Origin of the sequence: Lactiplantibacillus sp. YT640 (assembly GCF_049745435.1) — a bacterium.
GTDB lineage: Bacteria > Bacillota > Bacilli > Lactobacillales > Lactobacillaceae > Lactiplantibacillus > Lactiplantibacillus plantarum.
On the sequence record NZ_JBMNVY010000005.1, the window covers coordinates 43,167 to 69,172 of the forward strand.

Genomic DNA, 26,006 nt, shown 5'->3' on the forward strand with positions numbered 1-26,006 from the left:
CTGTTCCAATCAATTTAATTATACCACTTCGGCTACCGTTGGCCGTTGTCAGACACGTTTAATCGACAGATTTCAGTGCATCCAGCATATTGACTCGCTTTAACTTACGATGCATCATTCCCATGACTAATAAACTAAAGGCCAGGGTCAATAATGCCGCGTAAACGTAACTCAACGGATGAATCGTTGGTGAAAACATTAACGCGTTCGTTTCAGCCGTTTGCAAGATATATGCGTGCAACCAGTTGCCCAAGAAACAACCGGCAATAATGCCTAAAACCGTCAATATCAGATTTTCACGGAAAATATACATCGTCACTTCACCATCGTAAAAGCCCAACACTTTGATTGTCGACAATTCCCGGATCCGTTCAGAAACATTAATATTCGTTAAGTTATAGAGCACTACTAGCGCTAGTGCCCCCGCCGAGATGACAAAGATCAATACGACTAAGTTCATGCTATCCAGCATTTTAAAATTAGTGGCTTTCTCTGTACTCATCAGTGTCACGTTCTGAACCCCCGCCTGTTTCAATAGCCGATCCGCATAAGCATTTTCTTGCTTTTTCGTTGCCTGCTTAAACCGGACATAGTTCGTGTTATATACTGGTGCCTGCTTGAAGACACGTCGATAATAAGTCGGATTCATATAGATAAAGTGATTGACGTAATTTTCAGCCACCGCACTGATGTGAATCCGCTTGGTGGTTTGCCCGGCCAACTTGATTGTTAAATCATCGCCCGCATGAACGCCATATAACTTAGCTAATTTTTCATCGATGACCGCACCGCGATTACCGATATGAATGGCCTGATGACTTTGTCGGTGCCGTAATACCACGAACTTGCTTAGCGATTGGTGGGGTGCTGGGATACCGAGCGTAGCCGTCTGTTCTGCTACCCCGGACTGTTTGACCGTCACCTGCTTGGCCTGTAATTTCAAACTAGCCTGGTAAAGTTGACCACGACTAAGTGCTTGCCGTTGTTGGTCCGTTTCGTTCCCACTACGCGTCACCACTGCATCGTAGTGCCACAATTCGTTAAATTGCTTGACGCTAATATCACCAATGGAATCCTTTAAGCCAAACCCCGTAATCATCATTGCCATGCAGCCCGCAATACCGAGCACGGTCATCAGCAACCGTTGCTTATACCGAAATAGATTACGAAGTGTGATTTTATGATTAAAACTCAGCCGATGCCATAGCCATTGCCAGCGTTCTAATAGCAAAGTCTTACCGGCCTTAGGTGCTCGTGGCTGTAAGAGTTGCGCGGGTAAACTGTTTAAATCCACGCGGAGCACGACCAGTGCCGTCCCCAACGTGCACAACAACGCAATGGCTAAGGCGATACCAATGTCCATCCAAATGTATTGAACGTTGATTGCGGGCAAATTATACATACTACCATAGGCCTGCGCGATAAACCGCGGGAAAAAATTGACGCCGAACAGGACACCTAGCGCGGTCCCAATCAGCGCGGCTAAACCACCATAAATCATAAACTCGCTACCGACCGCGGTATTCGTATACCCGAGGGCCTTTAACGTCCCCATCTGTAGCCGCAATTCTTCAACCATCCGCGTCATCGTCGTTAGACAAATTAACGCGGCAATCGCAATAAAGAACAGCGGAAAGACAGTCGACAGTGCCACGACTCGTTGCGTATTTTCGTGATATTCTGTGTAACCCGGATTATCCGTACGGTCAGTGTACAAATAAGTCGGCATTGTGATGGCCGCGACCTGGGCCTGCGCGCGTTTTAATTGGCTTTGTAACTTGACTAGTTGTGCCGTTCCCGCTGGCACTTGACTAGCAAGTTGCTGGGTCGCCTGCCGCAATGGTTTCAGCTTAGCCTGGGCCTGGGCTTGTAATGCCTGCTGCCGCTTACGCGCTTGTGGTTTTAACCAGCGTTTGAGTTGCGCGGTGTTCTCGCGATTCAAGCGCCGATACTTCGCCGTGTAGGGGGTGACGCCCCGCAAATTTTTGAATTGCACGTCAATGCGCGTTATCACACTGGACTTAATCACCTGCGGACGGACATAGACCAAGTAGTCCAAAGTCCCTTTACCAATGTTGGTGACACCACGATTCGTATTTTCAACATACGTTGGTGAATTGACAAACCCCACGACCTTGAATGTTCGCCGCGTGAACTGTGCATTGCGCTTAGCCGTACTGCTAATTCGATACGTTGAACCGACTTTTAGCTTCGGCTGCAATCGCTGTGCTTGCGCGTCTAACACGATCTCATTGGCATGCCGCGGTAACCGTCCCTTAACGATCCGTAACCGATTCAGTCGTTGGGTTGTCGGTAACGCCATCACCCGCACGACTTGACTATTGTTCAACTGATTAACATCAGCGTAGCGTGTCGCTTGGTAAGTGAGCTGTGAGCGGTGTTGATTCAGTACTCGTGTATCGGCCTTAGTCAGCCCCATTGTCGACTGGACACTATTGGTCGCCAGCTTTTGCTTCGCATAATAATCATTAGCTGCCTGTGACATATCCGGACCGGTCGCCCGAATTCCCGTATAAAAAGCAACCCCTAAGAAAATGATCAGTAATATTGAAGCAAAACGGGCTTTCGACGACCAAATCTCACGCATAATTGTTTTAAAATAAGCTGCTGTCATCGCTGCACCTACCATTCAATCTCAGCCAAAGGCGTTGGATGAGCATTATGCTCAACCGACTGCACTTGAGCATCATTGATACGAATGACTTGGTCACCCAGCTGCGCAATCGCACTATTATGCGTCACAATGATGACCGTTGTCTGCGTCTGCTTAGCCGCATCTTGAATCACCTGTAAGACTTGCTTCCCCGTCTGATAGTCGAGCGCGCCAGTGGGTTCATCACAGAGTAATAATTTGGGATTCTTCGCAACTGCCCGCGCAATTGCGACCCGCTGTTGTTCACCACCGGACAACTGGGCTGGAAAGTTATCTGCCCGGTGCGTCAGTCCTACCAAGGCCAACGTCTCATCAACGTCGCGTGCGTCCTTGGTGATTTGCGACGCCAACTCGACGTTTTCACGCGCCGTCAAGTTCGGAACCAGGTTGTAGAATTGAAAAACGAACCCGACCGCTTGCCGACGATAGGTCGTTAATTGCCGTGAGTTAAATTGCGCAATGTCCACACCATCCACCAGCACACGGCCGCTCGTAGGGCTGTCCATGCCACCTAAAATATTGAGTAACGTGGACTTACCCGCACCACTCGGACCTAAAATCACAACGACCGCACCCTGGTCAACTTCAAATGAAATATCACGATTAGCAACGGTGACCTGCTCACCATTTTTAAACTGGCGCGTTGCCTGCTGCACTTCGATGTATGCCATAATTTAGCCTCCTATATGTAATCGGTTACTATTATCATACCGTATTTTCAAGATTCACGGTTAGCATTTAAGCCACCGCTTGCATTTTGCCTCGCATTGCCCGTACAATGACAACAGTCACTGACACTGATAATTCCAGTGTTATCACCCGTTATCCGAGGAGGTCCAACTATGATTGCCCAAGCCATTGCGACTGTTTTAATGCTAATTGTTTTTATGTTCGGTTTTACTTACTTTCTGAATAGCCTATTTTTCAGACGCATCGAAAAACACGACCGTGAACAAACTAAAAAACGCGAACATCAAGACCACCACTCGTCTTAATGCTCGCGTCAGTACGTATTATGTTAAAAATAGGACTGCCAGTTAAGATCAAGGGCAGCCAACTTCGGCCTGTCGGAAAAGAGGTTGTTTAGCGTAACCTGGCTTTGATTACACGTCTAGCAAGACTTACAGGCAGTTCTACCAATGGCTAAAATATGCTCGCTGTCGCCCCACGCTACTAGATCAACGCTTCATTTTCCTCATTCAACTTGTCACAGTCAATGATCAATTGACAAACTTCTTTGTCTGGCGTCAACTTCATCGAATACTTCCGCCCATATTCAATCATCGTGTGATGGGCTTGATGTAATTCTGCCGGTGCCAACACACTCACGATTTTTTGTTCAACTTGTAACGGCGTCGCGGTCTGAGCGACAAAGTGCAAGCGTTTCGAGATTGCCGAGACGTGTGTATCGACAGCAAACGTCGGTTGTTCAAAAACGTCACTCAATACCACGTTGGCAGTTTTGCGGCCCGCACCTGGTAACGCCATGATGCCTTTACGATCGGTAGGCACGACATCGGCTAATTCTTCATGGACAATGCGCGCCGTTTTAATGATGTTGCGAGCCTTATTATGAAATAATCCGACGCTCTTGATAATTGCTTCCACATCCGCAACATCGGCAGCCATCAAGTCCTTTGGTTCTGGATACTTCTCAAACAGTACCGGCGTCACCTTGTTAACCGAGACGTCGGTCGCCTGAGCGCTCAGAATTACTGAAATCAAATACTGAAACGGCGTCCGCGAGTCCAGGGAAGGTCCCACTGGTCCGATGTCTGCTTCCATTTGGTGAATTGCCCACACGATCTGATCATCTTTTAGCATTGCACTTACCGCCTCTTTCTTATCCTGTTTCTAAGTTAATTTTAAGGCTGAGGGGGTGTAATGTCTATTATTAAAAATATCGCGGCCTTATTTCTAATCCAAACTTTAATGACATGAACACAGTACAATTAATTTCTATCAATCATCATCACGATCAGCAAAATAGGCGGCCCGTTGCCGAGCCCAATATTCATGGTCAGCGGTGGTGATTTCTCGTAAGACATGGCAAGGATTGCCGACCGCAACCACGTTATCCGGGATATCATGAGTAACCACGGAACCAGACCCAATCACGACATTACTCCCAATCGTGACACCCGGATTAACGACCACGTTGCCCCCAAACCAAACATCGTGTCCAATCGTAATTGGCCAACCATATTCGAGTTGTTCAGCACGAATGGCGGCGTCAATGGGGTGACCCGCCGTATATAAGCCGACCCGCGGCCCCATAAAGACGTTGTCCCCAATCGTAATCCGACCCACATCAATAAAAATCGCATCGTAATTGGCGTAAAAGTGCTTGCCAATTGTCGTGTTGCTTCCATAGTCGGTATGAAATGGCGGTTCGATATAGCCCCCGTCACCAATTTTGTTGAACATTGCCGTTAACAATCGTTGCCGTTCTTCTGGTTGGGCTTCGGTTGTTTGATTAAATTCCCGTACTAACCGTTTGGCACGATGATTTTCACGTCCTAATTCTGGATCATCAGCAACGTACAACTCACCCGCCAGCATTCGTTCTTTCTGTGTTTTCATACTCCCAGTTCCTCCCATCAATCGCATTTTACTTTCACCAGCATAGCACGCAATTATCACCATGAACACGCATTCTCGAAAGCAACCGCCCCCATTTTGAGTATCGTTGAACTTTTAAGCTTTTTTATACTGCGAAAAAATCATTATCGTTTATAATGAGAGGTATACACACAATTAAGGGAGTTTTAACCATTGAAAACATTTAAAAGCATTATGAGCTGGGTGGTCCCGATTGCGATTGGCTTGATCATCGCCTTACTGATTCGTCAGTTCTGGTTTACTATGGTCAAAGTCGATGGGACTTCGATGCAACCGAATTTACAAAATAACGAACGCGTCGTAGCTTTTAAGACTAGCAAAATCAAAGCAGGTTCTGTCGTCGTCTTCAACGCCTACGGACTCGATCCGAACCAAACCGACAAAAACGCCGTTTATGTTAAGCGGGTCATTGGGATGCCTGGGGATACGGTCCGCTACACAAGTTCCGGTAAACTTTACGTGAACAACAAATTAGTCAAGCAAACCTATCTCAAAAATAAGTATCAACAGACGACTGGGTCCTTCATGGCTAATAGTCACAGCAAGTTCACTGGTTGGACACTCAATAGTTTGAGCCATGATCAAGGCTGGGCCAAGTCCGTGACCAACAATACGGTGCCGAAGGGTTACTACTTTGTCCTTGGTGATCACCGGAGCGTTTCTAACGATGGCCGTTACTGGGGGCTCGTTCCTAAGAGCAAGATGATTGGGGTCGTCAAAGCATGGCCATGGCAGAACCGCAAACAATATATTAATAACTACCAACCTTAAGATTTGAACACCTTATCAGCAAGTCGTTAACTGCGACTTGCTTTTTTATTATACAAATGACTCGTTTGTATTTACATTGTCCTCATTTATTGCCGATGTAAGATCATTGGCGTCATTAGGCAGAATCGGCAACAATACATCAATCATTTTCAAAACTAACAAAAAAAACGAATCAACAAAGTTATGAACAACTTGTTGATTCGTTTTTTTCGTTAACCAGACTTTTATCCACAGTTGATAACTCAATGTCGTTATCAACAGTATCTGCATAAGTCTTCCACTCATTTGATCAGTTTCCTGAACAGATTATCAGTTTCGACTACTTTTGGCGCTGACGCCAATCCCGGACCCCAAAATACCCACAAATAATCGGGCTTAAAGGAACCAAAATCACTGCCATCAAAATATTCTTAAAGAAGTTGATAAAACCATCCATGAAGTCACTCTTAGCCTCGACTTGTGGCGTTAATGCGGTTGGAACGGGTTTGGGCTTTGTCCGCTTGGCTGCTACTGACCATGGTCGGCCAGAGTCCTGAATGATTTGCTCATCGTCTGGTCGCGTTGACGGTGTTTCCTTGGGTTGTTTACGCCAGACTTGAAACACCCGCGGCCAACGATACTTCACAATTGGAAACAGCACGAGCGCACAAATAATACTGTAAATGACGAACGGATTAAATTCTAACACGATCCGATTGACTTCCTGACGGGCCGTAAAAAACATGATAATGAAGACGGCGATTGCACCGTAAAACCAACTAATTAGTAAATGACTCGTTTTCCACACGTTGTGCCACCTCCCCGGTTGTTGACATACTCAATCGCACCATACTTTTACACTGCAAGCCAGCTTCATAGATCGGGTCTGGATAGTTATCCACAAAAAAGTTGACCCACACCGCAATCATCTCAAAACCAGCGTGTTGATAAATCGCTAGTTGCCGCAACGATGAATTACCAGTGCCAATTTGCAGTTCATCACAGGTTGGCGCTGCTTGGCAGACCGCAATCGCCGTTGCTAGTAGGGCCTTAGCAATGCCGCGATGTTGATAGGCGGGCGCCACCGCAATATTTTTAACTTCCCACACCCCTGTTTTGAACGTTGTCAACACGACAACACCCACCACTTGTCCATTTTGTTGATAACCATAACATTGGCCTGTCGATAAGTACGCTGTGACCTGTGCCCAAGATGGATCGGCTAATAACAGTAAATCCCGTGGAATTTGAGCTGCCGCTAGGGGTTGGATTTTCATGACTGCCGCCTTTGATGCCGCTGATAGCCGTTACCCCAACAAACATAAGGAATGATGACCGCAATAATTGCTAAAGCATACTCGCGCACCGTTAAGTTCATGGCATTGACCACGACAAGGTACGCCAAAAAAACCGTCCATAAAACCGGAACGATACCGCCGACCCAAAAGTAGCGACTAGCCGTAAACAGGTACTCTTCTAAGATAAAGATAACAATTGCAATAACACCTAAAATCAGTAATTGCATGGGGCCACTTCCTAACTTGTGATTAACGCAGTGCCTACTGCTTGTTTAACTGTTGTAGCATATCCACAAAACGTCCGATTGTTAAGTTAGCCACATCTTCATCGGAATAGAAGATGATCATTTGGGACCGTTGTTCTGGGGATAAGTTCGCTTGGGAGCCAAAATAAACTAGGTAAACGTCCGCGCTATGGTCCGTCAAACTCTGACCATAATCTGTATCTAACGTGAAGTTGAAATCTGCGCCCAATTGTTTTTCCATGGCGGCCATGAAAGCTTGCACATCCGCAGTTGCGACCGTCTCTTGGCCGGCCACCGTACTCGTAATAACATTAACTTGCATTTTAAAAGCTCCTCGTTAAAATTTTTAAACTCAATTTTCACAGTAGCGCACTTTTGTATAAACCGCAAGCCGCTAGTTGTCCACAGTGGATAACTTATTCCGTGACCGGTACAATCAACTTATCCCCAGTGTAAACCATCGTTGTCACCACACTTGGTGCCAATGCCTGTCTCGTTGCCGCACGACCAGTTGCGACGTAATGCATCATTCGCAACGTTGCGCCGTCCACAACCAACAAGACCTGACCATGATCAGGCGTTGCCGTCATAACCTGTTGTAGCCCCTTCTGATAGCGATCCCAGAACTCCTGGCCACTTTCCGCCAATCCATCCGCATCGTGATCGTGCAACAATGTCTGTAACTCACTGGGGGTCTGATCCGCAGCAAAAGCGGCCACGCTCTGATAACCCAACTTAGTCGCAAACCCTGACCAAACCGCCGCGCGTTCAGTTCCTTCAAAACCGCCATAGAATGGCGCACGTAACGCGACTACCGTTCGTAACTTAACGGGTTGTGCTCGTGAGTCTAAGATAATGCGCGCAGTCTGAATCGCCCGACTCGTATCACTAGCGAAGGCGGTATCAAACGTTGTCGACGCCAACTGCTGCGCAACCTTGGCCGTCGCCTGCTCGCCAGTCGCCGTCAACGGCGTGCCGCTCCAACCCTGGAACCGGTCAAGTTGATTAAAGTACGTTGCTCCAGCAACGACTAAGTGTAAGGTGATTGATTTCATGGTTAATTCTCCGTTAGTTTTTTTAGATTATTCAACTATTTTAGCATAAAAACTTGGCCGGACAAACGGACTCTAGGACTTGTTTAATATGAATTTGAGTAGAATTGTAATCAAGAATGAAACAACTATCATTTTAAAACATATAGCTGGCAAACAAAAAATCAGGATAAGAATCAGATGTGCATCCTTATCCCGACCTTAATTATTGTGCGGCAACAGCTCGTTCATTTTGGCTAACCGAGAATTAGCGAAAATCGCCATGCTGAATACTCATCAAGTCACCACACGTCTTTTGATGGTAAGCTTAACACCATCATTGTGTATTTCTCTTCATTAGTAGCGTTAGATGTATAATATCGAACATTGGTCTTAATCACCATAATTGTTATATGCCACAGTCATCAGAAATTAAAGGTATTATGGTTCGCTTAATATATTCTATTCAGGAATTGTCACAAAGCACAGGCGTGTTGCCTTTAGTTGACAGTCTAGCCAAGCCAACAAATACTATTTTCCTAATGCGTCCGTTTTACTGACCACTAATCACTAGTCGCTTTAGTAGGTACTGGCTTTCTGCGCACTAATGACCCAATCACCATTCTTCTTCTCATAAAACATCTGCATCTGCAACCGCCAAGTATGCGTACCCCCACCCCAAATTCTTGCCTGAACTTGGTTCTGACCAATTAAACTTGCCCGGTTACCTTCAATTTGAATAGCTTTGATGGTATCTTCTTTTGAAGCAAAATATTGCATTTCTTCATTTTGAATTTGGTCAATCCACTCTAATTTAGACTGCACATACCCCGTCATGTGGGTTAACTTCATAGTTGGTGCCAAAATTTCATTTAACCGACTGAGGTTTTTCTGAACCATAGCAATATTTTCATCACGATACAATTTAATAATTATTTCTTTATCCGTCATTCTTACCACGCTTTCTTTATTTACATCAAGCATGATACCAACTTTTCTATGCCAAAACCATTCAGAAATCAAGGGTCATTCATAAGTAAAAATTATGCAAAGGTTTGTTTCAATAATTCAGCAAAAGTTTCGATATAATAACCTGAATTATTAGCTTGCCAATAAGCGTAATAGTTCTGAATCAATTTTCGGTCCCCTTTAACCAAGGAAATTATTTTAACAATATCTTTATCTAATTGTGTTCTCATCCGCTGATTGATGATCAAATACCCCTGATTAGACGCGATCAACATTTGTGCCTCGTCATAGCTTTTAGCAATCACAAACTCACTTTTGACACCTAAAACATTGCGATAGTACTCCTTTTCTGAGACTTGCTGATTGCCATCAATGATCAAAATACAAGGAATATCCACTAAGTCAGCAACGTCGATTTTTTGTGCCTCAACTGGCAACGAATTGTTAACGGCAACCATAAACTCACTAGCGGTCAAAAATTCATTTTGATATTCATTGGATAAGGCCCGCCGTTGATCAGAAAAATTCAAATCAATTTTTCCTGTCTGTAATAATTCATAGAGTTCTTCGTGCGTGCCACTACTAATTTTGATTTTCACTTTAGGAAACTCCTGAGTAAACTTCGAAACAGTTTGTAAAAACTCGGCAGTCCCAAAACTTCTTAAATAGCCAACCCGCAACTCGACCTCATCATTCTTTTCAATTTTGATGGTTTTCTTTATAAGTTGGTCCACATCCACCAAAATATCCTGACTATGACTATAAAAGTATTGACCCGCTTCAGTAACTTCAAAGCTGCGTCCTTTCCGATTCAATAACTTCACACCAAGTTGACTTTCTAGCTCCTTCATTTGCTGAGAAATCGCTGACTGCGAAATGTGGCAGTCCACGGCCGCTTGAGTAAAACTATGATTATTAACGATTGCGATAAAATACTGCATCTGTTGAAACATTAATGGCACCTCAACCTTTACAAAATTATCTTTGAATGTTCAAATTTGTCATATTATTTTAATTAGTATAACCTTAATCAACAATTTGAGAAATGTTTTGCAGCAGAACCTGAACCGATTCCCTACCATGCTTATAAACGAAAAAAGCCACTAGCAATCTAGCCAATGACCTTTTGAATATTATTTTGCATTTAGTCCAACACTATCATGTGCATAATAATCATTATCGACAATCGCATTCTTGACAAAATCCGCAATTGAATTGATTGAGACATCATGCCCACCAAATGGTTCGCCTTTTTTCGTGATTTCATAATCAACAGGACCACCAGTAAACCAGCCCGGACGAATCAGGGTGTAGTTCAAATCAGAAGCTTCAACAACATCGGCGGCTTCCCGATAAGTGCGTAGCATTGGATTACTACTTAAATTTCCACTAGCACCAACCGAAGCGGGAATTTCATCATAAATACCCATTGAAGTAATAAACAGCAATCGTGAAACCTTATTCCGGTCCATTGCCGCAACAATTTTTTGGGCAAAGCGACCTAAAGAACCACTCAAGGCAACAAAAACAACGTCTTGTCCTGCAATCGCCTTGTCTAAGTCACTATCTTTAGTAACATCGCCAGCGATAACACTTTCACGCTCACTAGTCTTTAATCGATTGGCACTTCTAGCAAACAACGTTAACTGATTATCGGTTTCATTCAAAAGCGTTTGTCGAACTACACCGCCAATAGTCCCCGTTGCACCAATAATTAAAACTTTCTTCATATTTTCCTCCTATTTATCACTGACAATGACCAATGACTTAATCGCCGTCCGTTGGTCCATTGCTTCGTACGCAGCTTGAATATCATCTAACATAAACCGTTTCGTAAAGACTTGGCCGGGCTGAATTTTCCCCGTCAAAACAGCATCTAACAAAACTTGCTTGTCATCCGTCGTTACAGCAGCAATCCCACCACGTAAGCCAATGTTCTTCCAAAAAAGATTATTGGTATTCATTTCAGCCTTTTGTGGGACCCCAACGCGACCAACAACCGCACCAGGACGGCCGACTTTGACTGCTGTGTCAACGGATTGTTCAGTACCTACACATTCAAGTACCGCGTCAGCCCCAGTTTCGGTCAAAGCCATCACTTTGGCAACTGCTTCATCACCACGTTCAGCGATAATGTCCGTGGCGCCAAATGCTTTTGCTAACTTTTGCCGATCTTCATGGCGACTCATTGCGATGATCCGCTTAGCGCCAAGCAATTTTGCGGAAAGAACCCCGCTCAAACCAACGGCACCATCACCCATCACAACAACGGTATCATCCTTTTTGACTTCTGCGCTAGTTGCGGCGTGGAAACCCGTTGCCATCACGTCAGCTAAGGCTAAAAAGTTGTTCAGCATGTCGTCAGAATAATCTTCGGGTTGCCCAGGAATCTTAACTAACGCCCAGTTTGCATTGGTAAAGCGTAAGTATTCACCTTGATAGCCACCGTTACCGCCAGCTTCTTGGTTTAAGCAATCCCCATCAAAACCGGCTAAGCAAGCGGCACAGTGCCCACAACCATGGGTGAACGGCGCAATCACGAAATCGCCTGCTTGTACATCTTTAACGGCTGAACCAACAGATTCAACAATTCCAATTGCTTCATGACCAACGGTTGAACCTGCTTGGCGTTGTGAAATCCCGCGGAACCACCACAAATCCGACCCACATACACAGGCCCGGAGCACCCGAATAATTGCATCGGTTGGCTTTTGAATAGTTGGTTTGTCGTATTCTTTAACTTCGACTTTTCCTGGTTCAATAAAAGTTGCTGCTTTCATAATAAACTCTCCTTAAAATTCTATTTCTGGACGCCATTGTTACGAACTTCTGAAACATTACCATACCAATATTGTACGGTAATTCCGCCATCAACCAAGAAATCACTCCCTGTGATAAAGGCACCACGGCGATCCATTAAGAGTTCCGCCAAATTGGCAATTTCATCGGGTGTTCCTGGACGCTTCGTAACCATTGACTCGAACATCTTTTTGTAACCCGCACCACGCGGCCCGTTCAATTCGTCAACGGCTAATGGTGTCATGATAATACCGGGGCTGATCGTGTTGATCCGTGCACTGCGAGCTTGCCACTTAACCGATTCGGCAGCGACCCGTAAAACATTGGTTCGTTTCGCATATTGATAAGCCGCCAATGAATCCTTGATCACGTCCGGTTGTAAAATTGGTAAATCCAATAATTCTTCAGTCGGTGTCATAGCCAAGGCTTGATTATCTGCTTGTGATAAGGCGGGTAATCGGTGTCCTGATTGGGACGAAATGACGATTCCCGCACTACCGGGAGCCATGACTTGACCAAATTCTTCTAACAAAACGGCAGTCCCGTAAAGGTCCACTTTGAGCACTTGCTCTGGGCTCGCTTGGGATGGTGAAACGCCAGCCGCGTTGACCAATCCCATAATCTTACCAAGCGATTGTGCCTTAGCAACCACTGTCTTAATAGATTCCCGTGATGAAAGATCCGCTTGGATGGTCTTAACGTTAAATCCAGCTTCCGTCAAGTGTTGTTTCATTTCAACTAATTTTGCTTCATTATAGTCTGCCAACAATAAATTTCTACCGGCAGCAACACGTCGAACAATTGCTTCACCAATTGAGCCGGCACCGAAAAGCACAATTACTTCGTTATTCATATTCATTGACCTCTTTACTTGTTTTGATTCACCTTAACTTACAAGTCATATCTTACAAGCAAACGTCTTTTAGACCAATTTCAAATTCAGCCCACATTGATAAGTTTTACTTATGAAAAGCAATATCAGGAAATCGGCCACCGCTAGACCTGGTTTTCTGATATTAATTGTATCTCTAATTGTTTTTTGTAAAAATCAAATGTAAGCCGCCGTCCTCTTTGTACTGTCGCCACTAACGTGTGGTGCAATGACTATTTTTTATCCGTTATACTTAACCTCCTTTACTCTTTGTTAAAACAATCCCTCAAAAAGAGTCGCTTCAATAAAAAAGGATTGCCCAGCGCCCTACTGAACAATCCTATTTAACATCATCAGAATACTAGTACCATCAAAAAACTGATGCGCTTTAAGTAACTAACACTATAATTGCCTGTCACTAACCATTTTAGGAGTCAGCTAACTGGTCCCATTCACGGTCTGCTTGGGAGATACTGTCACGAAAACCCACCCAATCATCTGGATTAGCAAAAAGTTCCGAATTGATTGGTGTCATAATCAGTGCCGGACCACTTTGCTCAATTCTATAACGTGCCCCTACTTCAAGGCTCAGTTCATTGGGAAAAATGATTCCCTGAGCATTGCCAATCTTACGAATACTCACTTCCATCTATCAGCACACCTTTCCATCACAACTTAATTTTCAGTTAATCCCAACGACATGTCACGGTCACTTTACCACGAAGTCATAGAAGCTAGCAAACATCTGATTTGCTCAAATGAACACTGCTTTGATAACAACGGTATTCAAGACACAACCACTATTATTCATCATCAACACCATCGCCGGAAAATGATACTCAAGACACAACAAAAAAAGCCCTCCATAACCGGAAGGCCTGATCAATCAAAATTCATCTTATCACTACCGAATCACCAGTACTGAAATCGGTGCATGTTTTGCCATATATGCGGCTTGCGAACCGAAGTATTTACGAACACCATGCTTGGCAACTGAGCCAATGACTAGTAAGTCAGGCTTCAACGCTGGAATCACCGTCTTCACGATGGTTTCACCAGGGTCACCTTCATCAACGACCGCGTTAACATCCGTCACCCCGAAGTCACGGGCCAACTTCTGATACTGCTGGACGTGTTCTTCCAAATCCTTGCGTTGGCCATGAACAAAATCTTTGCTCATTGCTTCATACACGTTCATATTATCCTGTTCCAAAATTGAAACGATGGTTAACTTAGCACCGTCACTCTTGGCCCGGTTAATGGCATACCGAAACGCTAACTGCGCGTCATCCGAATCATCAACGCCGACTAAGATGTGCTTAAATTCCTTAGGACTCATCTCTGACATATGGCTCCACTCCCCATTCTCTGATAATCTGACTACACCCTTATTTTCATCAATTTGAGCATAATTGTCAATTATGACTGCGGTGCATTTTGTTTCAAGACACGCGCCGGATTACCGACTACAATGACGTTATCTGGAAACGAATGCGTTACGACAGCCCCGGCACCCACAATCACGTTATTGCCCAACGTCACTCCGGGTAAGATCACGGCACTACCACCAATCCAAACATCATTACCAATCGTAATCGGTGCAGTCCGTTCCGCTTCAGTCCGCCGCACAGTTGGATCTAATGGATGAGCAGGCGTGTACAAGCCAACTTTAGGACCGAATTTGCAATCATTACCGATCGTAATGAGTCCTTCATCACATAACGTGACCCCATGGTTCGCATAAAAATGATTGCCGATACGGATGTTGACGCCATAACTGAATTCAAAGGTCGGTTCAACGAAGAACCGGTCACCGGCTGAACGTAGGAGGCTTTTCATCTTAGTATTCCGGTCATCATTGTCAGCAATCTGATTATATTGCATTAACTTCGTCCGCACGTCTCGCCGACGTTGCTGTAGGATTGGTGATTCTAAGTACAATTCACCATTAATCATTTGTTGATACGCTGGGTCATTATCGATTTCCATGTTTAACTTCCTTTTAAGTATGATACTTTAAGCATACCACACCATTCAAAATTGCTGTATGATGGTTTAAATAAACCTATTGAAAGTAGTGGTTCCATGCAATACGCAATTTTTGATCTCGATAATACCATCCTTGACTTTGACCGCGCTGAAGCGGCTAACCTCGCAGCCGTCTTTCAGCATCATGGCATCACTGATATTCGCCGTGCAGAAAGTGAGTATCAGGCCTATAACGAAACTGTTTGGCAACAAATCGAACAAGGTGCCGATCGTGATAGCTTGTTAGACCAACGATTTCAAGTCTTTCTAGGCACACTGGGCATCACCGTTGACGGTCCTGCGGTTCAACAAGAATACGACCAATTATTAGCGCACAGTTATCAGGTAATTCCCGGCGCCCACGAACTTTTGCGCACGCTGACCAACGCTGGGCTGACCTTACTCGTCGGCACTAACGGTATCAAACACACCCAGCTCAGTCGCTTGGCAGGTGCCCATATGACGCCCTATTTTGATCATATCTTCATCTCTGAAAGTATCGGTTATGCCAAGCCGAACCCACACCTTTTCAGCGCTATTCATGACCAATACCCAGACATGAATGCCACGAATACCGTCATGATTGGTGATAGCCTGCGTTCAGACATCGCGGGAGCGGCCACCGCCCATTTACCTAGTATCTGGTACAATCCACAGCATGTGCATAACGACACAACAATTGCCCCAACTTACACTGTGGATAACTTTAAGCAACTGCAAAAACTGTTATTAACAGCTTAAACGCAAAAATAATCAGCAAACTCTGCGCGCAGGCCTAACGTATCTTAAAAACTGAACTATTTAACATATTAGGTAACATATTAGGTATTATGCGGAGTAGTTGTATCGACGGCTTTTAACTCAATAATCTGCTTACCTTGATTTCCAATCAACAAAAAGACCATTTGACGAATCAGCAAGAAAAGTAATTCATATAAAACAGTTGTCGTTGCTTAATTCAAGATTTGGCCGTGAAACAATACTAATAGCAGTTCATCTGGGTAATCTGTCAAAACGTGCCCTTTCTTCTCAGGTGATAAGATTTTCAGATTTAATCGACTTGACGCTTGCTATCAATTAACGTGCGAGAAGAATAGCTAAAGGAACGGGATTAAAAATGAGTTATATTCAAATTTTTATGAAAAGAAGCCGTCGCGCCGGTAATCAACACTTAAGCTCAAAAAAATTACAAGCAAGGGTACTTTTAATACCTGATATAATATCAGCATCCATCTAATTTTTTTAAAGCTCGTCACCGCTAGCGCCTTTTTATCACTGTCTAAAGTATCACTGCTTTGTGCGCCAGCAATCAACTGCTGCATCTCCTTTATTGGACCCAAACTATCCACAAACGCAATTACAAAAGAAATGAAACCAACACACTTCATAATAGAAGAAACCAAAAGCATGTACTGGTAATCAGTATTTAGCACGAGTTCACTAAAGACTAAGACCGGTATCGATGCCAGTAAGAACAGTTGCATTATCAATCGTATTTTTTCCCACCTTGTCTTATTTCTTTTTTTGAGTTTAACTAGGCTTAATTTCAATAAGAAATTTTTTTTATGCTGAATTTTTTTATCTATAAAATGAGTTACCAAATAGTACAAGCAACCATAAGCGAAAAGTATGATAACTTGTTTGAATAGCATCGATCGAGAAATCAGCATGAGCAGCTCATTCGAATATGAAGACATTAATTTAGAAAGTCCTTTCTGAAGTCACCTAAGTATCTTAGCTTAGATAGCAGTATTTAATAAAAAACGTTGTGTCTAGATTTCTCATTGAAATGAAGCACAACGCTTTTGGTATTAGAAAATAAATGATTATACGCCTGAAGAATAACACTATTATGATTCATCAGGTCAGACAAGGGTTATTACCCATGCACCTGCTTTGACAGCGGAGATTAAATTCAGGCGCTGTAAGTGGAAAACCTGCATTATTCCAATAAATTTCGATAATAGTTGAAAGTATCATTGCTTGATCTAGTATATAGATAGCTGGGAACTAAGAACACCCGTGGCTAAATATAATAATATGTATTGTGCGTATAGTCGAAATTCATTAACATAATCTGCAAAGCCTATTGAATGGGCACACTGCATCTCATACGATATAAAGCAGGTAATGTTCACACTTTTATTTAACCAAAATAGCGTAAAGACATAAGAATTTTCACGTTCCTCTTATTGTGCCTATCGGATATTTCCGTAGCTAAGTGGGCGGAGTTAATTGACTAGACTCGTATCAATACCATTGTCCTCATCAAACCGTATAAACAATAATTAACCTCAATTAAAAAAAGCCATGCAGCCCCATTCTTACAGTTACGACACAGTAAGAATCAGGCTTCATGACCCATAATACGATTCAAATTTAACCACGCGGCGACGATTGGCAGGAACACCTGTCAATTGATACTCACCGCACGGCCCAATCAAAGTGACACTAGCCACACCTTTTCTTACAAGGTCAGCACTAGCTATTTTGGTTCAAAAGTGAACCCCTTTTTACAATCCACTATTCTTCAATCTGAACAAAGTGTGTGTTACCTAGTCCACCGCCAACTTGCATGACACTGCCGCCATGCCGAAGCTTGCCCAAGTTAACGGGGCGGAAATTCAACGGCCGGACGAGCGCAGCGAATTCTTTCTTAGCAGCAATGTCATCGCCCGCATAGAACAAGACCCGCTTTCCAGGCCCATCAACGTGCCCATCCATAAACTCCGGTGGAATCGTATTGAAGGCTTTAATGACCCGGGCATTGTTAGCTGCACGAGCAATGACTTCACTTCCAGTCAACGGGGCCGTCTTAATTTTCTTAAAGTCAGCCGTAAACTGGTTCGTCACGTCCACCACGATCCGTTGCTTATAATCGGCGACCTGCGCTAATACTGCCGGCGCCTGTTCAAACGGCACTGCAAGAATGACTAACGGCTGTTGTAAGGCTTCAGCAACTTCTACAAAAGCCACATTGGCAGCAAACTCGGCGCGCCGTGTTGCTAAACTAGCCGCACCACTGTGCCGACTTAATTTGATTTGATGATCACCGCGCGCAAAGGTCTTGGCTAATACTGTGCCGACCGTACCGGCACCAATAATTCCAATTTTCATAACTATCCTCCACCTCATCTTTTAATAATGGTTTGAATTAACCGACTTATCTGGTCCGTTATCACGGACTGTCAGCGGTCATCTAGACCAAACCAGCTTATCTTAATGATAGCGAAATCATTATGGAATTGCACCCCATACGCGTCAACTATGCTTGAACTTGTTGGTAAGCCGTAATACCAGCTTTTAATCGTGCCAATCCATCCGTCAGGGTAGTCGTTGGACAAGCCACATTCAGTCGCAAGAAGCGGTTGCCATCACCACGGTAAACATCTCCCGCTGATAAAAACAACCCGGTTCGTTGGCGAATAAAAGCAGCCAAAGCCGCACTGTCGGTTGTCACTTGACGCACATCCAACCATAATAGATAAGTCGCTTGGGCTTCCACCAACTTAACTTGCGGCAACTCAGCAGTCAAGTAAGTCTGAACTTGACGTTGATTGGCAGCTAGTTTGGTTCGCAATGCGGCTACCCAGTCATGGCCTTCAGTATAGGCCGCAATGCTGGCTGGAATCGCAAACGAATTGGGTTCAGCCAATTCATCATTGTTGATGCCCCGGCTCACTAATGCGCGGACGTGTGCATCGGGAATAATCAACGTTGCCGCGTGTAAGGCTGCCACGTTGAAAGTTTTGCTTGGCGAGATACAGCTGATACTGTTATGTGCTACTGGCGCAGTCAATGATGAAAATGGGGTGTACGTGTGACCGTTAAGGGTCAAGTCACAATGAATCTCATCGGCAACGACTAGCACATGGTATTTCAAGCACAGCTCGCCAAGGCGTTGCAACGTCGCACGTGACCAGACGATGCCGATTGGATTCTGCGGATTGCACAAAATCATCATCGTGGTCAACGGATCGGCTAGTTTCGTCGTCAAATCGTCCCAATCAATCGCGTACGACGCGCCACGTGCCACTAAGTCACTACTCAAGGTATGCCGGCCATTGTTTTCAATTGAATGATAGAAGATATTATAAACCGGAGCCTGAACTAACACGTTATCGCCGGTCGCTGTCATTTTACGAACAATTGATGAAATCGCCGGAACGACGCCGGTGCAGAACATCAACCACTCAATTTGCGGACGGAAGTTGTGTTCCGTTGCCCACCAGTCTGCCACGGCTTCATAGTAAGCCGTGGGGACTTCTTCGTAACCGAAGACGCCAAACTGGGCGCGTTTTATCAACGCTTGCTTGATAACTGGTGCCGTTTCAAAGTCCATGTCAGCGACCCACATCGGCAATTCATTATCCGCGACGTCCCACTTAACGGCATTCGTGTGCCGCCGATTAAGTACGGTCTCAAAATCAAACGGCATGGGGCGCACGGCTTTCATGGTCAACACTAATCAGGGTCTGATGAGGATCTACTTCAGGATCATCCATGATGATTTCACCAATGGCTTGCGCATGAATCCGACCACTAAGCGGATTTTTAACGCTATCAATCGTTGAAACCACGTCAGCGTCAATGTTACGACAATATTCAAAAGCTAAGTCCGTATTGAGTAACGTACAGTTTTCCAACTTAACATTATCCATGTAACACAGGCCCTGATCGCTCTCAATCGTACAGTTGACGAACCGAATATTCTTCGAATTCCAGCCCAGGTATTCACCAATGATTTGTGAATCATAAACGGTAACATTTTCACAATTCCATAGCGCATCCTTGGTCATCAGCGTTGCATGATGAATTTCAACGTTCTTAGCACCGTCAAAGGCGTAATTACCGACGAGGTTGAAGCCATCAATGCGAATATTCTGGCTATTCATTCCAAAATAATCACCAGCTGCTTGAACATCATTCAACGTAATATCTTGGCAGTTCCATAACGTTTCTTCCGCATCTGAAAAGTGAACGTGCGCTAACTTAACTTGGCTGGCCCGCCGAAATAGCTTAGGTGCCTGTAGCGTACTATTCGTAATCGTAATATCCTTGGTGTACCAGATGCCAGAGCGAGACATTGTCTCAAACAAACCTTGATCCACAGTCACATGTTGACTGTACCACAAGGGATATTTCCACTTAAAGATTGGCTGTTTCAACGTGACATCGCGACTTTCCTTCAGTGGTGATTCACCATCAGCAAACGTTGTATTGTCGATTTCAAGGTCGTGAGCTTTAAAGAGTGCCCGCTCGCCCGTTAAATACTGTTGTGTGATTGTTTTCAATTTAATCTCAATAACTCCTTTATACTGAAACGTGGACCTTTAGTCGCACGATAGGATCAGTGTATTACTTCAACTGCACGTTAAGTCAACTAACTTGTTCGCTTACTGTCCGGAATACTGATTCCAATTATTAGTTCGTGACCGGTTAAGTGCCATCACGCCCTCCAAGTCATGGGGTTGGTAAGGGGTTTCCAAGTACTGTATTTCCGAAGCAGTTAACGCCAACCCCGCTGCCTCAGCCACTGCATCTAAATGATGCGGCTTAGTTGCCCCAATAATCGGCGCCGTTACTCGTTGTTGTAGCCAGGCCAAATTAATGGCCGCCATTGAAACATGATGTTGGTGGGCCAGTTCCTCAACGCGATCAATAATTGGTTGATCCATCTCGCTGGTAGCTTGGTATTTGGTATCAGCAAACGTATCCTGTTGTCGCCGAGTAGTCTGGGTGCCAAAAGGATGTGCCAACCGGCCACTAGCTAATGGACTATACGGCGTCGTTGCCAAATCGTTCTCATGAGCATAACTGAACAGTTCCCGTTCATCCTCGCGATAGACCAAATTATAATGACTCTGGATCGAGACAAATTGTGGATAACCATAACGAACCGCTAGCGCATTGATCTGCGCAATCTGCCAGGAATAGGCGTTAGAAATCCCAATGTAACGAACCTTACCGGCCTGAACAGCTTCATTAAGCCCAGCCATGATTTCAGCCATTGGTGTTAACCAGTCCCAGATATGATAAATATATAAATCAACATAGTCTGTCTGTAAATTCTGTAGACTCTGGTCGAGGGACCGCAAGACATGTTCACGCCCACTGACATGATTTTCGATTTCTTGGGTTGTCCGATTCGTAAACTTGGTTGCCAGTACCAATTGATCTCGCTGAAATTTCTTTAGTCCTTGTCCCAAGACACGTTCACTCGCACCCGCTTGATAGACCGGCGCCGTATCAAAAAAGTTAATCCCCAGTGATATCGCGCGATCAAGTACCTGGTTCGCCTGCGTTTGACCAACCGCCCACGAGCGCTGATTAAGCGCCGTTCCAGTCCCCGCACCAAAACCCATGCACCCAAGTGCGATCGACGAGACTTTTAAATCGGATGTTCCTAATTGTCGATATTGCATTGCATCACAACTCCCTTCGTTAACTCATTACCATCTTTATTAAAACGCGATCCGTTGGCAGAGTAAAATACCTAGTTCAAATAATCAATTATAACCATTCCGTATAGTTATCCGTCATCCAGTCGTTTTAGGAATTAATGACCGTTATTAGTCACCAATCATTATTTTCAATGTGCCTGGCGACATCCAAGCGTGGCACCGTACTCCAGGTGTTGGGCCAAAAATGAACAGCACGATTGCAAGCATACCAGGCCACATCCTGCAGTGAGTGTCACCGACCGATTTTAAGGACGAACCACTGATAAACCGGTTTTGTGGGCACCACCACAACTCACCGCGACCACCTCCGCCAACTCAATTTTTCAACACAAAACCGACCATTCTAGAAGTTACACCTTTTCCAGAACGGTCGGTCATGACAACTGATTGAATCGCCGTAAGCATCGCTACCGACACGACGACAATGTTTATTTCAGTTTTACTTTAATTTTTAACTTTTTAGGCGCTTGATGGCGCGCTAAGATTAATTGCCAGCCCACTTTAACCAGCGTACTAATAACAGTCATCACGACCATTAACGATAATTTTCGACGCATTCGGCATCACCTCAATTAATTTAAATCGAGCATACCACACTTTAATCGACGTGAGCGGAATTTTGCAACTGAATCATATCATAGTAGTAACCATGCTGTTGCAATAGCTCATCGTTGGACCCGCGTTCAACGATTTGCCCCTGATTTAAGACCAGGATCAAATCAGCATTTTGAATCGTGGACAAGCGGTGGGCAATCGCAATCGTCGTGCGGTTCTCCTGAATCCGATCCAAACCAGTCTGAATCATCTCTTCGGTCTCAGTATCGACGTTCGCCGTGGCTTCGTCCAAGATTAAAATCTTAGGGTCAGTCACAATCGTCCGCGCAAATGAAATCAATTGCCGCTGTCCTGAAGAATAACTGGCCCCGCGCTCAATGACGCGTGACTGATAATTCTCAGGTAAATCGTTGATGAAGTCATCGGCCTTTACAAACCGTGCCGCTGCTTGAACTTGTTCATCTGAAATCTGATCGTTAAACATTCGGATGTTGGAATTAATATCACCATAAAACATAAACGGTTCTTGCAAGACCAACCCCATCTTCTGTCGCAATTCCTCAGCCGGATACTCACGAATGTCGCGATCATCAATTAAAACTTCTCCTGACTGAAACTCATAAAACCGCATCAAAACATTAATCGTCGACGTTTTTCCACTCCCCGTCTGACCAACTAGTGCCACCGTTTGGCCTGGTTCAGCCACGAATGAAACGTCTTTTAAGACCGGATGCTGGCCGTCATAGGCAAAGGTGACGTGCCGAAATTCAATCTTACCGCGCGTAATCTTAGCCGTAGGATCGGCGTGTTGGGCCGGAGCAATCGTTGGATCATCCATGACCCGTAAAACCCGTGATCCGGCGACGACGCCATCTTGAAAGTCTGACAAATTATCCATCATCGACGTCATCGGATTATAGAAGTTATTCAGGTACGTGATGAACGCATAAACGACCCCGGCAGCCACATAACCATTGAGTCCACGAACCCCGAAGATTCCCAGAACCATGACCGTCCCTAACGCATAAAACAAGTCGATCAGTGGACTTAATAATAATGAGTTCGTCCGGATCATCGCTTGGCGGGTCTTAAAATAGGCATCATTGGTATGATCAAATTCACCATTGATACGGTGTTCTTGTCGAAATTGCTGAATAACACTAATTCCAGTAATTGCTTCACTCAACTTGGTATTCAACTCACTGAGCCGTTCCCGCATTCGCCGGTAAACCCGTGAGCTATACCGTTGATAATACCAAATCGTTACAGCCAAAAAAGGCATGAAAACCAATAACCACAAGGCAATCTGCGCATCGGTGAGATACATCGCGACAAACGACGAAATCACCGCAAAAAAGGCGGTAAATAGTGTATTAAACAACGCCCAAAAATTGGAAAACGACATCGTATCGTTAGTCAGGCGTGACAAAATTGAGCCACCAGGGACTTGATCAAAGTAGCGCATGCCCATCCGATGCAACTTGGCGAACATTTGTCGACGGACATTTTCAAGCATATATTCTGCCCCCATCGTACTACTGAAGTTCTGTACGAACTGCATCAACGCGCGCACAACCATGCCGAAGAAATAGAGGCCCGCAAAGTACCACATGACCGGTACCGTGGCGTGTCCTGTTTTGAGATAATGATCAATAAAGGTCTGTAATACACGCGGTAGATAGATATTAACCACACTAATCAGACCGGAAAAAACGATGGCCGCAATAAAAAACCATTTGAACGGTTTCGCATACGGCAATAGTCGCCGAATAACCGTGAGTTGTTCCTTAACAGGCATGGAACGTGCCCATACCGATTGACGTGCTGCCATTATTGCACCGCTCCTTCCACTTTGGTCTCCAATTGTTGGCGCGTAAACATCTTCTGATACCACCCGTGTTGCGTCATTAATTGCGCGTGGGTCCCTCGTTCAACAACGTGACCGGCATCCAACACAATGATTTCATCAGCGTTCATCACCGAACTTAACCGGTGGGCCGCGATAATCGTCGTTTTGTCTGCTCGTTCTGCCTTTAGATTAGCTAAAATTTCTGCCTCAGTTTCGGCATCAACCGCGGATAACGCATCATCTAAGATCAGCAATTCAGGATTGATGAGTAAGGCCCGCGCAATGGCTAGTCGTTGGCGTTGCCCTCCAGATAGCGAGATACCTTCCTCACCAACTTGGGTATCGTAACCAGCGGGCATGCTGGCAATCTGACCACTCAAATCACTCTTGGCGGCGACCGCTTCCACAACGGCTTGACTCACAGTCGGATCGGCAAAACGAATATTTTCGCGAATCGTATTCGAGAACAGAAAACTATCTTGGGGCACATAACCAAGGGCTGGTAAGTAACTATCAAGCGCATACTGCTTAATATCGTGACCACCATAAGTAATGTGGCCCTCGTACTGATCAAATTCACGCAAAATCAGTTTCATAATCGTTGATTTACCAGCACCAACCCGTCCGACAATTCCGAGCGTCTGTCCCGCCTTCAAAGTAAAGTCCACGTTACTCAGACTGGTTCCTGCATCGTTGGGATAATTGAACTGCTTGATTTGATACTGAATATCACCATGCGGGCGCTGTTCAATGCCCCGTTTGGCATCAATAATGGCACTTTGCTGATTCAATAATTCCATGACCCGATCATACGAGGCGTTTCCCCGTTCCATCGTGTTGAATAACATCCCGACCGCAAACATCGGCCAGACCATCATTCCCAAATAAGTGACGAACGAGACCAAGTTACCGATTGTGATGACACCGTGGGTCACGTACAACCCGCCCAAAATAATTGTGGCGCCGTAAGATAACGCAATAATCATGGTAATCGCGGGATCAAATAGCGAGTCGAGTACGTTGACATGCCGATTGATCTTAATCGTCTGATCAATCTGTTGATTAAAATCAGCAACATCGGCCTTTTCCTGACCTAGCGCTTTGATCACTTTGATTCCACTGATACTCTCCTGCGCCTTATTATTCAGTCGCGAAAAGGCGGCTTGGGAGGCACGAAACGCGACGTGAATTTTTTTACCCAAATACCGTGACACGACCGCTAATAATGGGAAAGGTACCACCGCAATCAGCGTCAGTCGCCAGTCGATTAGTGTCATCATCGCAATCAGCGTTGTCCCACCAGTAATAATGGAATCCGCAAATTGGAGAATGCCACCACCAGCGACCCGTTCAACCGCCGTGAGATCATTGGTCGCATGAGCCATCAAGTCCCCGGTACGGTATTGCTGATAAAACGTCGCATCCATCTTCATAAAATGCCAAAAGAGTCGTTCCCGCAGCGTTCGTTCAAGGCCGGCTGCACCACCCCAGATGGCATTCCGCCATAAATAACGCGCCAGGTACTGACCAACGGCGGCCACACCAATAATAACTAAATAGACCGTCAGCGTGTGCGCCGTCAAGCTGTGCTGATTAATCCCATCAACGATGTCCCCAATAATCCGGGGCGGCACAATGCCGATAATGGCAGTCAAAACTAGTCCAAGCACCCCCGCGAGGTACAACTTCCATTCACGCCGAAAATACCAGCCTAATTTCAAAAATATACTCACAGCGCACCTCCAATAATTTAATTAAAATTTAATTAGACAACTTTTTATAATACCATACCTCGCGCAAACCCCTTAATGATAAGTTCCATCCCTAATGCAAAGTGATTGCACCAGATTG

General features: G+C 44.8%; 28 protein-coding genes. 3 read left to right on the top strand and 25 right to left on the bottom strand.

What is annotated here, in order from left to right; translation table 11 throughout:
• Window positions 1-58: 58 nt before the first annotated feature.
• A complete protein-coding gene (locus tag ACOV1R_RS05235) occupies window positions 59-2,650 on the bottom strand; it encodes an ABC transporter permease (RefSeq protein WP_217203083.1) in 2,592 nt (863 codons plus the stop codon).
• The gene (locus ACOV1R_RS05240; RefSeq protein WP_003644830.1) at window positions 2,644-3,345 is read right to left on the bottom strand and encodes an ABC transporter ATP-binding protein; all 702 of its coding nucleotides are present in this window, start codon (window positions 3,343-3,345) and stop codon (window positions 2,644-2,646) included. Before ACOV1R_RS05240 ends, ACOV1R_RS05235 begins: the two co-directional genes overlap by 7 nt.
• A gap of 171 nt (window positions 3,346-3,516) precedes the next feature.
• Here ACOV1R_RS05240 and ACOV1R_RS05245 point away from each other — a divergent pair, with 171 nt between their 5' ends.
• Window positions 3,517-3,669 (top strand): hypothetical protein, encoded by a 153-nt coding sequence (locus ACOV1R_RS05245; RefSeq protein WP_003642135.1) that lies wholly within the window; start codon window positions 3,517-3,519, stop codon window positions 3,667-3,669.
• A gap of 178 nt (window positions 3,670-3,847) precedes the next feature.
• On the opposite strand, the gene ACOV1R_RS05250 is transcribed toward ACOV1R_RS05245, so the two are convergent.
• On the bottom strand, window positions 3,848-4,498 hold the full coding sequence (locus tag ACOV1R_RS05250; protein WP_003642136.1) for an endonuclease III domain-containing protein: 651 nt from the start codon (window positions 4,496-4,498) through the stop codon (window positions 3,848-3,850).
• 138 nt (window positions 4,499-4,636) lie between these two features.
• On the bottom strand, window positions 4,637-5,257 hold the full coding sequence (locus tag ACOV1R_RS05255; RefSeq protein WP_003644763.1) for a sugar O-acetyltransferase: 621 nt from the start codon (window positions 5,255-5,257) through the stop codon (window positions 4,637-4,639).
• Window positions 5,258-5,449: 192 nt separating this feature from the next.
• Here ACOV1R_RS05255 and lepB point away from each other — a divergent pair, with 192 nt between their 5' ends.
• A complete protein-coding gene (gene lepB, locus ACOV1R_RS05260) occupies window positions 5,450-6,067 on the top strand; it encodes a signal peptidase I (RefSeq protein ID WP_003642138.1) in 618 nt (205 codons plus the stop codon).
• Between the two features lie 319 nt (window positions 6,068-6,386).
• On the opposite strand, the gene ACOV1R_RS05265 is transcribed toward lepB, so the two are convergent.
• From ACOV1R_RS05265 to ACOV1R_RS05325, 13 genes are all read right to left on the bottom strand, one after another.
• Window positions 6,387-6,854 carry a hypothetical protein gene (locus tag ACOV1R_RS05265; RefSeq protein ID WP_003644832.1) on the bottom strand — a complete coding sequence of 156 codons (468 nt, stop codon included), beginning with the start codon at window positions 6,852-6,854 and terminating at the stop codon, window positions 6,387-6,389.
• Window positions 6,826-7,323, bottom strand: a complete 498-nt coding sequence (locus tag ACOV1R_RS05270) for a GNAT family N-acetyltransferase (protein WP_003644833.1) — start codon at window positions 7,321-7,323, stop codon at window positions 6,826-6,828. The genes ACOV1R_RS05265 and ACOV1R_RS05270 overlap by 29 nt, the downstream gene beginning before the upstream one ends.
• Complete coding sequence (locus ACOV1R_RS05275) at window positions 7,320-7,571, bottom strand: hypothetical protein (RefSeq protein WP_003644834.1); 252 nt, start codon at window positions 7,569-7,571, stop codon at window positions 7,320-7,322. The genes ACOV1R_RS05270 and ACOV1R_RS05275 overlap by 4 nt, the downstream gene beginning before the upstream one ends.
• Window positions 7,572-7,605: 34 nt before the next feature.
• Complete coding sequence (locus tag ACOV1R_RS05280) at window positions 7,606-7,911, bottom strand: hypothetical protein (RefSeq protein ID WP_003642142.1); 306 nt, start codon at window positions 7,909-7,911, stop codon at window positions 7,606-7,608.
• 94 nt (window positions 7,912-8,005) lie between these two features.
• Complete coding sequence (locus ACOV1R_RS05285) at window positions 8,006-8,644, bottom strand: histidine phosphatase family protein (protein WP_015640883.1); 639 nt, start codon at window positions 8,642-8,644, stop codon at window positions 8,006-8,008.
• Between the two features lie 555 nt (window positions 8,645-9,199).
• The gene (locus ACOV1R_RS05290) at window positions 9,200-9,604 is read right to left on the bottom strand and encodes a nuclear transport factor 2 family protein (RefSeq protein ID WP_016527292.1); all 405 of its coding nucleotides are present in this window, start codon (window positions 9,602-9,604) and stop codon (window positions 9,200-9,202) included.
• Between the two features lie 59 nt (window positions 9,605-9,663).
• On the bottom strand, window positions 9,664-10,542 hold the full coding sequence (locus ACOV1R_RS05295) for a LysR family transcriptional regulator (protein WP_054519040.1): 879 nt from the start codon (window positions 10,540-10,542) through the stop codon (window positions 9,664-9,666).
• Window positions 10,543-10,722: 180 nt separating this feature from the next.
• A complete protein-coding gene (locus ACOV1R_RS05300) occupies window positions 10,723-11,319 on the bottom strand; it encodes an NAD(P)H-binding protein (protein WP_003644837.1) in 597 nt (198 codons plus the stop codon).
• Between the two features lie 9 nt (window positions 11,320-11,328).
• Window positions 11,329-12,369: a zinc-dependent alcohol dehydrogenase family protein gene (locus tag ACOV1R_RS05305; protein WP_003644838.1), complete on the bottom strand. Its 1,041-nt coding sequence runs from the start codon at window positions 12,367-12,369 to the stop codon at window positions 11,329-11,331.
• A 20-nt stretch (window positions 12,370-12,389) separates the two neighbouring features.
• A complete protein-coding gene (locus ACOV1R_RS05310) occupies window positions 12,390-13,247 on the bottom strand; it encodes an SDR family oxidoreductase (RefSeq protein ID WP_054519041.1) in 858 nt (285 codons plus the stop codon).
• 439 nt (window positions 13,248-13,686) lie between these two features.
• The gene (locus ACOV1R_RS05315; protein WP_003644840.1) at window positions 13,687-13,908 is read right to left on the bottom strand and encodes an AbrB/MazE/SpoVT family DNA-binding domain-containing protein; all 222 of its coding nucleotides are present in this window, start codon (window positions 13,906-13,908) and stop codon (window positions 13,687-13,689) included.
• 255 nt (window positions 13,909-14,163) lie between these two features.
• A complete protein-coding gene (locus tag ACOV1R_RS05320) occupies window positions 14,164-14,607 on the bottom strand; it encodes a universal stress protein (protein WP_003642165.1) in 444 nt (147 codons plus the stop codon).
• Window positions 14,608-14,678: 71 nt separating this feature from the next.
• Window positions 14,679-15,248: a sugar O-acetyltransferase gene (locus tag ACOV1R_RS05325; protein WP_003644841.1), complete on the bottom strand. Its 570-nt coding sequence runs from the start codon at window positions 15,246-15,248 to the stop codon at window positions 14,679-14,681.
• 96 nt (window positions 15,249-15,344) lie between these two features.
• Between ACOV1R_RS05325 and ACOV1R_RS05330 the strand changes: the two genes are divergently transcribed.
• Window positions 15,345-16,028 carry a YjjG family noncanonical pyrimidine nucleotidase gene (locus tag ACOV1R_RS05330; protein ID WP_054519042.1) on the top strand — a complete coding sequence of 228 codons (684 nt, stop codon included), beginning with the start codon at window positions 15,345-15,347 and terminating at the stop codon, window positions 16,026-16,028.
• 395 nt (window positions 16,029-16,423) lie between these two features.
• Here the strand turns inward: ACOV1R_RS05330 and ACOV1R_RS05335 are convergent, their stop codons facing one another.
• The 8 genes from ACOV1R_RS05335 to ACOV1R_RS05370 all read right to left on the bottom strand — a co-directional run bounded on the left by ACOV1R_RS05335 (window position 16,424) and on the right by ACOV1R_RS05370 (window position 25,888).
• Window positions 16,424-16,771 carry a hypothetical protein gene (locus ACOV1R_RS05335; protein ID WP_224272124.1) on the bottom strand — a complete coding sequence of 116 codons (348 nt, stop codon included), beginning with the start codon at window positions 16,769-16,771 and terminating at the stop codon, window positions 16,424-16,426.
• A 1,039-nt stretch (window positions 16,772-17,810) separates the two neighbouring features.
• On the bottom strand, window positions 17,811-18,404 hold the full coding sequence (locus ACOV1R_RS05340; RefSeq protein WP_015380814.1) for an NADPH-dependent F420 reductase: 594 nt from the start codon (window positions 18,402-18,404) through the stop codon (window positions 17,811-17,813).
• Between the two features lie 148 nt (window positions 18,405-18,552).
• Window positions 18,553-19,725, bottom strand: coding sequence for a MalY/PatB family protein (locus ACOV1R_RS05345; protein ID WP_003644844.1), 1,173 nt, complete (start codon window positions 19,723-19,725; stop codon window positions 18,553-18,555).
• Entirely contained in the window at window positions 19,715-20,581 is an 867-nt protein-coding gene (locus ACOV1R_RS05350; RefSeq protein ID WP_003644845.1) for a DUF3737 family protein, read from the bottom strand. Before ACOV1R_RS05350 ends, ACOV1R_RS05345 begins: the two co-directional genes overlap by 11 nt.
• Before the next feature lie 102 nt (window positions 20,582-20,683).
• Window positions 20,684-21,712 (bottom strand): aldo/keto reductase, encoded by a 1,029-nt coding sequence (locus ACOV1R_RS05355; protein WP_011101956.1) that lies wholly within the window; start codon window positions 21,710-21,712, stop codon window positions 20,684-20,686.
• A gap of 467 nt (window positions 21,713-22,179) precedes the next feature.
• Window positions 22,180-22,308, bottom strand: coding sequence for a hypothetical protein (locus ACOV1R_RS05360; protein WP_003642173.1), 129 nt, complete (start codon window positions 22,306-22,308; stop codon window positions 22,180-22,182).
• Window positions 22,309-22,349: 41 nt separating this feature from the next.
• Window positions 22,350-24,137: an ABC transporter ATP-binding protein gene (locus tag ACOV1R_RS05365; RefSeq protein WP_003644847.1), complete on the bottom strand. Its 1,788-nt coding sequence runs from the start codon at window positions 24,135-24,137 to the stop codon at window positions 22,350-22,352.
• Window positions 24,137-25,888: an ABC transporter ATP-binding protein gene (locus tag ACOV1R_RS05370; protein WP_016511510.1), complete on the bottom strand. Its 1,752-nt coding sequence runs from the start codon at window positions 25,886-25,888 to the stop codon at window positions 24,137-24,139. The genes ACOV1R_RS05365 and ACOV1R_RS05370 overlap by 1 nt, the downstream gene beginning before the upstream one ends.
• Window positions 25,889-26,006: the final 118 nt, after the last annotated feature.

Excerpts from the sequence above, each read along its gene's own strand:
- ACOV1R_RS05235 (WP_217203083.1), bottom strand. The coding sequence starts at position 2,650 with ATGGTAGGTGCAGCGATGACAGCAGCTTATTTTAAAACAATTATGCGT.
- ACOV1R_RS05240 (WP_003644830.1), bottom strand. The coding sequence starts at position 3,345 with ATGGCATACATCGAAGTGCAGCAGGCAACGCGCCAGTTTAAAAATGGT.
- ACOV1R_RS05245 (WP_003642135.1), top strand. The coding sequence starts at position 3,517 with ATGATTGCCCAAGCCATTGCGACTGTTTTAATGCTAATTGTTTTTATG.
- ACOV1R_RS05250 (WP_003642136.1), bottom strand. The coding sequence starts at position 4,498 with ATGCTAAAAGATGATCAGATCGTGTGGGCAATTCACCAAATGGAAGCA.
- ACOV1R_RS05255 (WP_003644763.1), bottom strand. The coding sequence starts at position 5,257 with ATGAAAACACAGAAAGAACGAATGCTGGCGGGTGAGTTGTACGTTGCT.
- ACOV1R_RS05270 (WP_003644833.1), bottom strand. The coding sequence starts at position 7,323 with ATGAAAATCCAACCCCTAGCGGCAGCTCAAATTCCACGGGATTTACTG.
- ACOV1R_RS05275 (WP_003644834.1), bottom strand. The coding sequence starts at position 7,571 with ATGCAATTACTGATTTTAGGTGTTATTGCAATTGTTATCTTTATCTTA.
- ACOV1R_RS05280 (WP_003642142.1), bottom strand. The coding sequence starts at position 7,911 with ATGCAAGTTAATGTTATTACGAGTACGGTGGCCGGCCAAGAGACGGTC.
- ACOV1R_RS05285 (WP_015640883.1), bottom strand. The coding sequence starts at position 8,644 with ATGAAATCAATCACCTTACACTTAGTCGTTGCTGGAGCAACGTACTTT.
- ACOV1R_RS05290 (WP_016527292.1), bottom strand. The coding sequence starts at position 9,604 with ATGCTTGATGTAAATAAAGAAAGCGTGGTAAGAATGACGGATAAAGAA.
- ACOV1R_RS05295 (WP_054519040.1), bottom strand. The coding sequence starts at position 10,542 with ATGTTTCAACAGATGCAGTATTTTATCGCAATCGTTAATAATCATAGT.
- ACOV1R_RS05300 (WP_003644837.1), bottom strand. The coding sequence starts at position 11,319 with ATGAAGAAAGTTTTAATTATTGGTGCAACGGGGACTATTGGCGGTGTA.
- ACOV1R_RS05305 (WP_003644838.1), bottom strand. The coding sequence starts at position 12,369 with ATGAAAGCAGCAACTTTTATTGAACCAGGAAAAGTCGAAGTTAAAGAA.
- ACOV1R_RS05310 (WP_054519041.1), bottom strand. The coding sequence starts at position 13,247 with ATGAATATGAATAACGAAGTAATTGTGCTTTTCGGTGCCGGCTCAATT.
- ACOV1R_RS05315 (WP_003644840.1), bottom strand. The coding sequence starts at position 13,908 with ATGGAAGTGAGTATTCGTAAGATTGGCAATGCTCAGGGAATCATTTTT.
- ACOV1R_RS05320 (WP_003642165.1), bottom strand. The coding sequence starts at position 14,607 with ATGTCAGAGATGAGTCCTAAGGAATTTAAGCACATCTTAGTCGGCGTT.
- ACOV1R_RS05325 (WP_003644841.1), bottom strand. The coding sequence starts at position 15,248 with ATGGAAATCGATAATGACCCAGCGTATCAACAAATGATTAATGGTGAA.
- ACOV1R_RS05330 (WP_054519042.1), top strand. The coding sequence starts at position 15,345 with ATGCAATACGCAATTTTTGATCTCGATAATACCATCCTTGACTTTGAC.
- ACOV1R_RS05335 (WP_224272124.1), bottom strand. The coding sequence starts at position 16,771 with ATGCAACTGTTCTTACTGGCATCGATACCGGTCTTAGTCTTTAGTGAA.
- ACOV1R_RS05340 (WP_015380814.1), bottom strand. The coding sequence starts at position 18,404 with ATGAAAATTGGAATTATTGGTGCCGGTACGGTCGGCACAGTATTAGCC.
- ACOV1R_RS05345 (WP_003644844.1), bottom strand. The coding sequence starts at position 19,725 with ATGCCGTTTGATTTTGAGACCGTACTTAATCGGCGGCACACGAATGCC.
- ACOV1R_RS05355 (WP_011101956.1), bottom strand. The coding sequence starts at position 21,712 with ATGCAATATCGACAATTAGGAACATCCGATTTAAAAGTCTCGTCGATC.
- ACOV1R_RS05360 (WP_003642173.1), bottom strand. The coding sequence starts at position 22,308 with ATGCGTCGAAAATTATCGTTAATGGTCGTGATGACTGTTATTAGTACG.
- ACOV1R_RS05365 (WP_003644847.1), bottom strand. The coding sequence starts at position 24,137 with ATGGCAGCACGTCAATCGGTATGGGCACGTTCCATGCCTGTTAAGGAA.